The sequence below is a fragment of the Lactiplantibacillus nangangensis genome (assembly GCF_005405065.1).
In the GTDB taxonomy this organism is placed as follows: Bacteria; Bacillota; Bacilli; order Lactobacillales; family Lactobacillaceae; genus Lactiplantibacillus; species Lactiplantibacillus nangangensis.
In genome coordinates this window covers 184,881-196,618 of sequence record NZ_BJDI01000001.1, presented here as the reverse complement: position 1 = coordinate 196,618, position 11,738 = coordinate 184,881, and the positions used below count along the sequence as shown (strand labels likewise).

Genomic DNA, 11,738 nt, shown 5'->3' with positions numbered 1-11,738 from the left:
TCTTTTGTCTACGTTCATAACTTAACATGCCTTTAGTAACGTTTCAATATTAATTTACTAAAACAGAGCTAAACTAAAAACAATTAAAGTGATTTTCGTGCAACCACTCTCGTAGCAATTAATGTTTTTTGAGGTTCCCAGTTCTGATTAAACACTTGACCAGACAATTGTCGAATGGCTTGGTCGGTAATTTGTTGGATTGGAACGTGAACGGTTGTTAGTTCTGGCGTTAATAAAGTACCTTCGTAAATATCATCAAAGCCCATGATGCCTAATTCTTTTGGTATATCAATATGGGCATTCAGACAGCTTTTAATTAGACGAGTGGCGATATAATCATCTTCACAAAAGATGGCATCTGGCGCATCTTTATCCATAATTTGATGAATGTTTAGCCCACGAGGATCAAGTTCAGTTGGGGAAATCGTATAAAAATGACGATTATCAACCGCTAAGTTTTGAGTTGCCAATGCATCTTTAAAACCTTGGCGGCGCATTCTAAAATTGCTGACTAGCTTATCAGAAGCGACGTAACCAATCTTTTGATAGCCTTGTGCCAACATGAACAAGCCCGCATCATAGGCGCCTTGATAATTATCCATGGTTACGAAGTCAGCCTTGATATTGTGATAGTAAGTGTCAATGAAGACAACGTTGGTTAATTGCCCTTGAATGAGTTGAATCTGATCGGCAGTTAGGTCTGTTGCTAGAACAATCGTTCCAGTCGAGCCAGCTTTTTCAGATAGATCACTTAATGATTGACTCAATGTGTTGATATCAACGGTTGTGATCTGTAAGGCACCACCAGCATTGCTAATGCGTTCGGACAGTGCAGAAATCAAACTATCAAAAAATGGTAGTGAGCGATAGTTTTTACCAACTAGCCCAGAAGATTTGATGGCTAATAAATTTACATTTGCTAACTCATGGTTAGTGTTTCGACGATTCTTTCGTAATGGCTTGTAGTTATATTCATCGATTACTTTAAAAATTTTTGCTCGGGTTTCCTTACTAACGCCTTCTTTACCATTGAGTGCTAGCGAGACTGCTGAGCGAGAAACGTTGGCGATTCGTGCGATATCATCCATTTTCATTGTCATTAAGACCATCCCAATTCTAAATTTATTTACTAACGCTAAACTAAACTAAAAACATTATTTCAACCTTTTGTTGCTAACGTTCACCTAAAATAATAGCATAAGTTTTAGTAAAGCGGTTACCTAAATTTAGGAGGCAGCAACATGGCAGATAAAATTACATTAGGCTTTGCGCCAACACGACGGAATATCTTCTCTGCGGACGCAGCTATCGAATTTGCCGGTTATACTCGGCAAAAGCTAGATGAGATGGGTGTGAATTACGTTGACATCCAAGATGTGAACGATGACGGGTTACTTTATGATGACGCCGGCATGGAAAAGATTACTAAAAAATTTAAAGCAGCTAAAATTGATGGCCTATTCTTAGCAAATGAAAATTTTGGGACTGAATATGAATGTGCACGATTAGCCAAACAGTTTGACGTACCAGTCTTGCTCTGGGGTCCAAAGGATGAAGCGCCAGCTGCGGATGGTTCACGCTTACGTGATACACAATGTGGCCTCTTTGCGATTGGGAAGGTTTTACGGCGCTTCAATGTTCCATTTACTTATATTAAGAATTGCGATATTGATGACCCCGCCTTTGAACGCGGCGTTAACGATTTTATTAAAGTCTGCAACATTGTTAAAACGTTCAAAAACACACGAATTTTACAAGTTGGGCCGCGACCATTTGACTTCTGGTCAACGATGGTTAATGAAGGTGAATTGCTAGAAAAATTCAATATTTCATTATCACCGATTCCTATGACTGAATTAGTTGAAGAAATTCACACTTTAATCGATCAGAAGGACCCTGAAATTGTTGAAACGATGACTCATCTCAAAGCCATTGCTACAGTTGAAATCAGTGATAAAGATTTGCAAATGGTTGCCGCATTGAAGACGGCCATCAAGCGGTTATGTGCGAAGTATGGTTGCAATTCTGGTGCCATTCAATGTTGGACGGCGCTTCAAGATGAAATCGGTATTTTGCCATATGCGAGTGAATCGCTTCTACAAGATGAAGGGTTACCAGTCACTTGTGAAACAGATATTCACGGGGTCATCTCAGAATTATTGGTTGAAGCTGCGACGATGGGCGAACATCGGGCGGTCTTTGCAGATGTGAACTGCCGTCATCCTAAAAATGAAAATGGCGAACTGCTACAACACTTAGGTGTTTTCCCATTCTCCACGGCGAAAAACAAACCAGTTTTGCCAAAATCTCACTTTGTTTTCGATTATCCAGGTTCAGTTGGTTTTGAAGCACAAGATGGTCATTACACGCTATGTCGTTTCGACGGCGATCACGGTAAGTATTCATTATTGCTAGGGAATGCTAAGACCACTCCCGGCCCATATGAACAAGGGACTTATCTTTGGCTTGAATTTGCCAACTTAAATCGCTTTGAAACGAAGTTGGTTTATGGCCCTTACATTCACCATATGGCTGCGGTCCGTGATGATGTGGTTCCGGTGCTTTACGAAGCCTGCAAGTACCTCGGGGTGGCACCCGATTTCTATGATCCAATTGAAGAAGATGTGCACGCTTATCTGCGTGGCGATACGACTTCAATTATTAAAGACTAACTAGCAATTTCAGAAAGGGATGGACTTCATTGGACGTACAAGCATTGAAGCAAAAAGCGACTGAGTTACGCAAAGCAACTTGTAAAATGATCTATGCATCAAAGACCGGTCACACTGGCTCAGATTTATCATGTACCGATATTTTAGTGGCCTTATACTATGGCGTCATGCACCAAACTGCGGCGACATTTACTGATCCAAATCGAGACCGTTATATTCAGTCAAAGGGGCACGCCGTTGAAATTTTATGGAATGTGCTAGCTGATCGCGGGTATTTTCCAAAATCGGATTTAAAGACATATTCTCAATTTAATTCACCATACATTGGTCATCCAAATAACCATGTGAATGGGATTGAAATGAATACAGGTTCGTTGGGGCATGGCTTAGCTTTAAGTGTTGGTGTCGCTAAGGCAGCCAAAATGGACGGCAGATCCTACCATACTTACACCTTGATGGGTGATGGTGAACAAGCAGAAGGCTCAGTTTGGGAAGCAGCGATGGCAGCCAGCAATTTTAAGTTAGACAATTTGACAGCAATCATTGATCATAACGGCTTGCAAATTTCTGGTAAGACGGTCGACGTGATGAATAGTGAGCCATTAAAGGCGAAATATGAAGCATTTGGGTGGCATGTGATTGAAATTCCTGGGAACGATATGCAAGCCATCGTTACAGCACTTGAGACCAAACCAGTGGCTGGCAAGCCAACTTTAATTCTTGCGGACACGACTAAAGGCTGTGGTGTAAAATTCGCCGAAAATAAGGCTGAATGGCATCACAAAGTTCCAACAGCTGAACAATATCAAGCTGCTTTAGACACGTTTAATCAAGAATTAAAGGAGGGTGCCAAATGAGTAACGAAGGTAAAAAAGCAGGAGCAGTGATGTGTGACGTGCTGACTGCCGAGGCTAAAAAGGATTCAGATGTTTTAGTTTTAACGAGTGACTCACGCGGGTCCGGTTCGTTGATGCCATTTGCGGAAGCTTTACCAAAGCAATTGGTAGAAGTCGGTATTGCTGAACAAGACTTGGTAACGATCAGCGCGGGGCTAGCACATAGTGGGAAGCGGCCATTCGCAGTTTCTCCAGCGAGTTTCTTAACGATGCGGAGCATTGAACAAGTTAAGGTTGATGTGACCTACTCGAATAGTAACGTCAAACTTATTGGAATTAGTGGCGGAAACTCGTATAGCGTTTTAGGAAGTACCCACCATTCGCTACAAGACCTAGCAATTACCCGAGCGCTACCAAACTTAGAAGTTTACATGCCAAGTGATCAGTATCAAACGGCTGCGCTCTTTAAGTATTTGGCACACTCCGATAAGCCGGCCTACGTGCGAATTGGTAAGAAGGTTTTGGATAATGTTTACCCTGATGAGGCTGCTGCTTTCAGTCAGCCTGGTCACGCAAATATCTTAAAACAGGGTCGAGATATTGCTTTGATTGCTGCCGGTGAAACGGTCAGTGTTGCCTTGGCGGCTGCTGAAAAATTGGCAGGTTTAGGCTATTCAGCAACGGTTGTTGATCTAGTGAGTGTTAAACCGTTAGATACCGCGTTGATTGATCAATTATGTGCGCAATATCCAGCATTGATGACGATTGAGGAACACAGTGTCATCAATGGGATCGGTTCAGCGGTCGCTGATCGGGTTGCAGCCAATGGTGGCGCAAGATTAAAAATTATTGGCTTCCCTGATGAACCAGCAATTGCGGGGACACAAGATGAAGTCTTTAAGTATTATGGAATTGATGGCGATGACATTGCAGCACAAGCGGTATTAATGTTGTCGTAGTGGAGGTTGAACGCGATGACACAATTAATGTTAGGAATCGATCAAAGTACTCAGGGGACCAAAGCGGTTCTTTTTGATAGTGCTGGGCGACTCTACCAACGTTTTTCAAAGAATCATCGTCAAATTATTAATGATCAAGGCTGGATCAGTCATGATTTAGATGAAATTCGGCAAAATGTGATCCTGTTAGCAAGTAAGGCGCAGCGATTGGTTGCCAAGAATGGTGACGAGATCGTTGGGATTGGCATTACGAATCAACGTGAAACTGCGGCTGCTTGGTCTAAAAAAGATGGGCATCCGTTAGCAAAATCGGTTGTTTGGCAATGTTCACGGGCAACTAAAATTTGTGATGGGTTAATTGCGAGCGGTGTCGGTGATATGGTTCAGCACAAGACTGGAATGCCACTTTCACCATACTTTACGGCAGCTAAGTTTGATTGGTTAATTCAAAATGAACCAGCTGTCAAACAGGCGCTAGTTGAGAATGACTTGTGTTTAGGAACCATGGACAGTTGGTTGATCTATCAATTAACGGCTGGTGCAAGTTTCAAAACAGAGCCTTCGAATGGCTGTCGGACACAGTTGTTGGATATTGAATCGGAACAGTGGGATTCGCAGCTTTGCGAAACCTTTAATGTGCCGCTGACGAGTCTGCCGGAAATTGTTGATTCAAATTCATGTTTTGGTTATACAGATTTTGATGGCGTTTTTGGTCAAAAAATTCCAATTCATGGTGTTTTAGCTGATTCACAAGCGGCATTATTTGGTCAACATTGTGTGGACTTTGCGGCAGTTAAAGCAACTTATGGCACTGGTTCTTCAATTATGATGAACATTGGTGATCAAGCGATTCGGTCTACCAATGGACTCATGACGTCGATTGCTTGGCGTTTCCATGGTCAAACAAAATATGTTCTAGAAGGGAACGTTAACTATTCTGGTGCGGTCGTCAAATGGCTCAAAGAAGACTTGGGACTAATCGAAAAGGCTAGTGAAACTAGTGATTTGGCAGAAGCCGCCAATCCAGCAGACCAAACATATCTGATTCCAGCGTTTTCCGGGTTGGGCGCACCGTACTGGGATGATAAAGCCCAAGCAGTTATCTGGGGAATGACACGAACGACACGTAAGCCTGAATTAGTCAGAGCGGCGTTGAATAGTATTGCTTTTCAGATCAATGATGTTGTTCAGCAGATGCTGGCTGACATTGGCTGTCATGAAGCTGTCCTAAAAGTTGATGGTGGCGTCACTAATAATGATTATTTGATGCAGTTCCAGTCGGATATTACAGCCGCTAAACTGCTATTACCGAATGTTGAAGAGTTGAGTGCTTTCGGGGCAGTTTCAGTCGCCGCATTGGAGCTGGGATTGTATACCGAAGCAACGATTAAACAAGCCATTACTTATGTGGCTTATCAGCCCAAAATGTCTGCCGAAATACGCCAGCAGCAAGTTGCTGGTTGGCAACACGTGATGTCGATTGTGACTAAGAATTGTCAGTAAATACCAAAAGCACCGAAACTTCAATCGAGTTTCGGTGCTTTTAGTCATTAAAAAACGTATTAGTTAGTCGTTTGCCCCAGCGTCAGCAAGTAGCAGTACACGAGATCAGCCATTTCTTTTAGATTAAAGCCGCTGCAACGCTCGAATTTATCAATCCGATACAGGAGCGTATTGCGGTGTAAAAAGAGATGGGCCGCGGCCTGTCGCACGTTGCCCTGAGTCTGATAGAGTGCCGTAATTAACTGCTGATTGTCGGGATCCATCAAGAGGTCGTTGGTCAGGACATCTAACTCGGAACGGTGTGCCTGTGCCAAATAAGGCAACAAACAACCGCTCACGGTACTGACCGCTTGTTTATGGTCTTGTAAAAATAATTTTTGTTCAAAAGTGTACGTGGCGGGTAGCGTCGTGGCGTCTGTGTGCCAACTCCCAATCAAAAGATGCGTATTGGTATAAAAGTCGTTATCCAGTAAGTCTAACAATCCCGTTAAATCTGGTTGCGTCAGCGGACTGATTGGCTCGCTCAAAAGCAGGTAGCCATCATTTTCGGTTGTGAAGGCGCGATGAATGACCCCGTTGAAGAGATCAGCTAAGGCGTCCAGCCATTGGACATGGTGTTGGCTATCATCGGTAAAACGAACCTGAAAGTGTAGGAGCTGCAATTGTTTAGCCGTTGTATGCGGCGCAACAGCCGAGTCACCGGTCAGATAGTTCGACCACATATCATCGGCGGTCTGGGGAGTCTTTGACTGTGTCAGGAGCTCCAGCAAGGACAGTTCGCGCCGTCCCAGTTCAGTCGTATCGATACATAAATATTTACCAGCGGCTAAAGCGATACAGACCATATGTGGCCCGTTGATGGGGACGGAATTGACCGTTGCTTGCGGATAAATTAATTGTAATTGTTGCAGATCCATAAATAGCACCTCCGAAAAATTAAAGGTTAACATCCTCAGTCGAGGCCCGAATCATCAATTTAATGTCGACGACCGTTTGCTCCTTAAACGTATGTTTAGGATTATTGATTTGGTCCAGCAAGGCTTCGACCGCCTTGGCGCCGATATTGGCAAAGTCTTGAACGACCGTAGTCAAAGCGGGCTTGTTCTTTTCCGCCGCAGGGAGGTTATCGAAGCCAATCAAGGCTAGGTGTTGCATGATATCTGGATTGACCTCTTGGAATTGGTGCATGGCGCGCAGGGCAATCACGTCGTTTTCAGCGATGATTGCGGTGATGCCTTGCGCTTGTAGATACGCCTGCAGCTGTAGCGCATCGGTACAAGCTTGTAGCGCTTGCGCCCAGCGTAGCGGTAAGCTGGGATCGATTTTATTCAACTTAAGTTCGTTAAAGTAGCCCATGAACCGGTCACTGACGGTGCCAGTAAAGGTTTGCCAGAAGGGGGTCGCTGGTAAGAAAGCAATCCGTTGATGACCGAGCTGTTGCAAGTAGTCACAAGCGCTACTGCCACCAGCCACGTTATCGCTGATGACACTTGGAATCGCGAGTGCGGATGGCCGCTTATCCAAAACGACTAATGGGAGTCGTTGTGCATGTAGCGCCATTAAAATCGGCATTTCAGTCGCCAAATTTTGTGGGTAGTAAATAATCCCGGCGTATTGATGCGAGAGGGCGCTCATATCTAATTGTAAGAACGCTTCGTTAGCCATCAATTTTAATTGCCAGGTCGTGTCTTTCAGGGTGGCGCGAATGCCACTTTGATAGTCCCCAAAAGCCGTGGTTTCTGGGAAAGGTAACACTAATAAAATTTGGCGTTGCGTCGTGCTTTTATGTGGTTTGACATAAGTTCCCCCACCACGGACCCGGTAAACGAGATCAGCCGCCGCTAAATCGTTGAGGGCGCGTTTGGAGGTGATTCGGCTGACGCCATACTTAATGGCCACCGCATTCTCGCTCGGAAGGCGATCATTGGGTGCGTACTCGCCGCGTAAGATAGCCATGCGCAGCCTTTGATATAAAATTTCGTATTTAGCCATAATAAACCTCCACTTGGTATAGTCTGCCCAACAACTTTTAGCGCGATTTGTGGGTTAATAGTTTGATTCTAACCGCTTACATGGTATATTTCAAGTGTAAAAATATACCAGGATGTGTCTAAATTAAAGGTTAAATTTAAGTCATCACTAAAAAAGAGCCTGAGATGGTCTCAGACTCTAAATCAAGTACGACACTATTCGGCTTGTAGCATGCGGTACTGTGAATCGTATAATTCATAATATTCGCCACGTTGGGCAATGAGGTCAGCATGGCGGCCAGCTTCGACAATCCGGCCATCATTGACGACTAAGATCTGATCCGCTTGTTGAATCGTTGAGAGACGGTGCGCCACGATAAAGCTGGTCCGGCCTTTGAGGAGTTCATTCAACCCTTCTTGTAGCAAGGCTTCGGTCTTAGTATCGATGGCGGCCGTGGCTTCATCCAAAATCAGAATGCGTGGATCAGCAAGCAAGACGCGGGCAAACGCTAATAATTGGCGTTGTCCGGCTGACATACTGCCACCCCGTTCCTGGACTTCTGTTTGATAGCCGTCTTTCAAGGTCCTGATAAAATCGTCAGCGCGAGCAATCTTGGCGGCGGCAATGACTTCTTCATCCGTCGCATCCAGCCGCCCATAGCGAATGTTATCCATGATCGTGCCGGAGAAGATGAACGTATCTTGTTGCATGACGCCCATTTGCGTCCGTAGCGATTTCAACGTGACCTGACTGATATCCACATTATCAATCGTGATATTACCACCAGAAACGTTGTAAAAGCGTGATAGCAAGTTGATGATCGTTGATTTACCGGCACCAGTCGGGCCAACTAGGGCAATCGTTTGACCAGCTTTCGCATGGAATGAAACGTCATGCAAGTTCAGCGGGCCATCTTCGTCGTAACGGAACGCGACGTTATTGAAGCGGACGTCACCTTTGATTGGTGGCAAGGTGAAGGCTTCGGGGGCGTCGACAACATTAGGCTTCTCATCCATCGTTTCAAAGATACGCTCCAAATAAGCGGTCGCCGTAATCAACGAATTATAGAAGTTCCCAATATTTAGCACGGGATTCCAGAAGTTGTTGATATAGCCTAGAAAGGCGATCAAGGTCCCAGTACTAACGACGACGCCAAGTTGCTGAACACCGATAAAGTAGATCAATGCCGTGGTGATCGTCGAAATATTTTGAACCCCGGGGCTCAGGGCGTATTGCACCTTAACGGCCCGCATGTATGAGTCCCGATTATCGTTAGCGACGGTGTCAAAGGCGTTGATGGCATGTTTTTCTTGGGCGAAGCCTTGAGTCACTTTGATGCCGTCGATACTTTCGTGAATGTAAGCGTTTAAATTGGACTGCTTGTTACTCAATTCACGGTAGGCCACGCGTTGTTTCTTTTGAATATAGTAGGCCCACAAAATCAAGATTGGAATCAACACTAAGCTATCTAAAGTTAGTTTCCAGTTGATGGCAAACATGAAGACTAGGGTTACGATTAAGGAAATAATATCCGAAATCAAGTTGACCAGTCCGTTCGCCAGCAGATCGCTCAGCGTATTAATGTAGTTAACGACTCGAATGAGGATCTTACCATGCGGCCGTGAGTCGAAATAGGCAAATGGCAATTCTTGGAGATTCGTAAATAGGTCCGTCCGCATATCGATCAAGAGATTTTGACCGATCTCAGTAATCGCCCAGATTCGATAACGAAAGCAGCCAAAGGCAACTAGTAGACTGGCGAGGAAGATTCCGCCTAGTAGCCACAGCAAATTGAAGTTGCGTTGTGGAATGGCGGTATCGATAGCCACTTTCATCAAATAAGGTCCCAAGATGATCGCAATATTCCCAATTAAGATGGAACCAAGCACGAGCAACATTCGAAGTGAGTAAGGTCGCAGATAATGACCCAGCCGCGCGTAATCATGCCAATTAAAGTGTTCGTTTAATTTTTCATCTTCATTATACGTATTACGCTTCGCCAAGGTCTTCAGCTCCTTTCGCTTCTTTGAGTAAGCCTAGTTGACGGCGGTAAGTTTCAGCATAGTAGCCATCTTGGGCCAACAACTCGTCGTGAGTCCCATGTTCAACGATGCGGCCGTGGCGTAAGACAATGATTTGATCAGCGCGGCGGAGCGATGACGTTCGTGACGCGATGATGAAGACAGTCTTATCGCGAGTGACTTTGCGCAGTCGTTGCTGGATTGTGGCTTCAGTTTCCATATCCAAGGCACTGGTCGTATCATCCAAGATCAGAATCCGGGGATCTTTAACTAGCGCCCGCGTTAACGAAATTCGTTGTTTTTGACCACCAGACAGGCCAACGCCACGTTCACCAACGACCGTGCCATAGCCATCCGGCATCGTGTTGATAAAGTTATTTGCATCCGCAATGTCCGCCATGTCCCGAATGAATTGTTCTGGGGCTTGGGGGTTACCGTAATTAATGTTGTCCGCAATCGAGTCCGAGAATAAGAATAAGTCTTGGGTCACGATCGTGGTTTGATTCCGCAATTCTTGCGCCGGCCAATCGCGAACATCGCGGCCGTCGACCAAGACTTTGCCGCTAGTTGGGTCGTAAAAGCGCGCAATCATATTCATCAAAGTTGATTTACCAGAACCGGTTTCTCCTAAGATGCCGAGTGTTTGCCCCGGTTTAACCGTAAAGTTGATGTCATCGAGGACTTTGACGTCAGGTGCATATGGAAAGGCGAAATCAACGTGTTCAAAAGTAACCTCACCCTTGATCTTAGGCACATCGACGGCCTTAGTTGGTTTGATCACTGGTTGCGAGTCGAGCATGGCTCGAATCTTGATCGTGGCGGCTGAGAAACGCTGAATATCGTTGATCAGCCAACCACTCATCCGCATCGGTTGGTTCAACATCCAGAGAAACCCGTTGAACGATACCAGTGCGCCTAAAGTCATCTGATGATTGATGACGAGAAAACTCCCGAACAGTAGTACGATCACGGATAAGAGGGAAGCTAAGAAATCCAGTGCTGGCAAGTAACGCCGTGAAACTGCGGCCGAAGCCATGTTCTTTTCACGATAGTCGTGATTTAACTTTTCGAATTTCTGAACTTCAAACTTTTCACGGGCAAAGGCGCGGATCACGCGGTTCCCAGAGATGTTTTCTTCGACCATCGCATTCAAACGGGCAAAACTTTGCCGAATGTTGAAGAAGACGGTGTGGGCTTCTTTACTCATGCGTGTCGTTAAGATTCCGATAAAGGGCGTCAAAATAACTAGCGCGAGCATCAATTGCCAGTTAATGGTCGCCATGACCACGACGGCTGTAAGAAACCATAAAATACATTCCATGGTATTGTAAGTGACCCAACATAAGAAATTCCGAATAGCGTCGGTATCACCGGTCAGGCGGGCCATAATGTCCCCGCTAGTGACGGAGCCGAAAAATGTGTAGTCTTGCGACTGGAGTTTCGTAAATAGGTCATGGCGAATATCGAAGAGTGAATTTTGACCGACCCGTTCGCACAAAATGATATAGCAGTATCGAATCAGGGTCCGCAAGGCGGTCACCCCGATCATAATGGCTAAATAAGGGATTAATAATTCAGTATGACCTTGATTAATGACCCGATCGACGATGATCCCACCCAGTAATGGGACGACCACGATGCCGGCCGCATTGATCACGATCAGAATAAGGGCCACAATAATTTGCCACCGGCTACGTTTGGCGTATTGCCAGACCCACTGGTAAGGGTTCATAGTTAACAACCTCTCTTGGTGTGAAATTTGCGAGACAGTCTCGC

At 45.1% G+C, this 11,738-nt stretch carries 9 protein-coding genes; 4 read left to right on the top strand and 5 right to left on the bottom strand.

From position 1 onward, the window contains the following. Positions 1–83: 83 nt before the first annotated feature. On the bottom strand, positions 84–1,100 hold the full coding sequence (locus tag FFM70_RS00885; protein WP_137614981.1) for a LacI family DNA-binding transcriptional regulator: 1,017 nt from the start codon (positions 1,098–1,100) through the stop codon (positions 84–86). A gap of 141 nt (positions 1,101–1,241) precedes the next feature. Between FFM70_RS00885 and FFM70_RS00880 the strand changes: the two genes are divergently transcribed. The 4 genes from FFM70_RS00880 to FFM70_RS00865 are packed head-to-tail and all read left to right on the top strand — an operon-like array spanning position 1,242 to position 5,970. Then, positions 1,242–2,672: an L-fucose/L-arabinose isomerase family protein gene (locus tag FFM70_RS00880; RefSeq protein ID WP_137614980.1), complete on the top strand. Its 1,431-nt coding sequence runs from the start codon at positions 1,242–1,244 to the stop codon at positions 2,670–2,672. 29 nt (positions 2,673–2,701) lie between these two features. Continuing rightward, positions 2,702–3,529 (top strand): transketolase, encoded by an 828-nt coding sequence (locus FFM70_RS00875; RefSeq protein WP_137614979.1) that lies wholly within the window; start codon positions 2,702–2,704, stop codon positions 3,527–3,529. Then, positions 3,526–4,467: a transketolase family protein gene (locus FFM70_RS00870; protein WP_137614978.1), complete on the top strand. Its 942-nt coding sequence runs from the start codon at positions 3,526–3,528 to the stop codon at positions 4,465–4,467. The genes FFM70_RS00875 and FFM70_RS00870 overlap by 4 nt, the downstream gene beginning before the upstream one ends. Before the next feature lie 15 nt (positions 4,468–4,482). After that, positions 4,483–5,970: an FGGY-family carbohydrate kinase gene (locus FFM70_RS00865; protein WP_137614977.1), complete on the top strand. Its 1,488-nt coding sequence runs from the start codon at positions 4,483–4,485 to the stop codon at positions 5,968–5,970. A 59-nt stretch (positions 5,971–6,029) separates the two neighbouring features. Here FFM70_RS00865 and FFM70_RS00860 read toward each other — a convergent pair whose 3' ends face one another. The 4 genes from FFM70_RS00860 to FFM70_RS00845 all read right to left on the bottom strand — a co-directional run bounded on the left by FFM70_RS00860 (position 6,030) and on the right by FFM70_RS00845 (position 11,694). Beyond that, a complete protein-coding gene (locus FFM70_RS00860) occupies positions 6,030–6,887 on the bottom strand; it encodes a helix-turn-helix domain-containing protein (protein WP_137614976.1) in 858 nt (285 codons plus the stop codon). Between the two features lie 19 nt (positions 6,888–6,906). Next, positions 6,907–7,962, bottom strand: coding sequence for a GntR family transcriptional regulator (locus FFM70_RS00855; protein ID WP_137614975.1), 1,056 nt, complete (start codon positions 7,960–7,962; stop codon positions 6,907–6,909). Between the two features lie 194 nt (positions 7,963–8,156). After that, positions 8,157–9,944: an ABC transporter ATP-binding protein gene (locus tag FFM70_RS00850; protein ID WP_137614974.1), complete on the bottom strand. Its 1,788-nt coding sequence runs from the start codon at positions 9,942–9,944 to the stop codon at positions 8,157–8,159. Further along, complete coding sequence (locus FFM70_RS00845; protein WP_137614973.1) at positions 9,931–11,694, bottom strand: ABC transporter ATP-binding protein; 1,764 nt, start codon at positions 11,692–11,694, stop codon at positions 9,931–9,933. The genes FFM70_RS00850 and FFM70_RS00845 overlap by 14 nt, the downstream gene beginning before the upstream one ends. Positions 11,695–11,738 lie beyond the last annotated feature (44 nt).

Bases quoted from the DNA above. Each gene is read 5' to 3' on its own strand.
- FFM70_RS00860 (WP_137614976.1), bottom strand. From the start codon at position 6,887: ATGGATCTGCAACAATTACAATTAATTTATCCGCAAGCAACGGTCAAT.
- FFM70_RS00885 (WP_137614981.1), bottom strand. From the start codon at position 1,100: ATGACAATGAAAATGGATGATATCGCACGAATCGCCAACGTTTCTCGC.
- FFM70_RS00855 (WP_137614975.1), bottom strand. From the start codon at position 7,962: ATGGCTAAATACGAAATTTTATATCAAAGGCTGCGCATGGCTATCTTA.
- FFM70_RS00845 (WP_137614973.1), bottom strand. From the start codon at position 11,694: ATGAACCCTTACCAGTGGGTCTGGCAATACGCCAAACGTAGCCGGTGG.
- FFM70_RS00870 (WP_137614978.1), top strand. From the start codon at position 3,526: ATGAGTAACGAAGGTAAAAAAGCAGGAGCAGTGATGTGTGACGTGCTG.
- FFM70_RS00880 (WP_137614980.1), top strand. From the start codon at position 1,242: ATGGCAGATAAAATTACATTAGGCTTTGCGCCAACACGACGGAATATC.
- FFM70_RS00865 (WP_137614977.1), top strand. From the start codon at position 4,483: ATGACACAATTAATGTTAGGAATCGATCAAAGTACTCAGGGGACCAAA.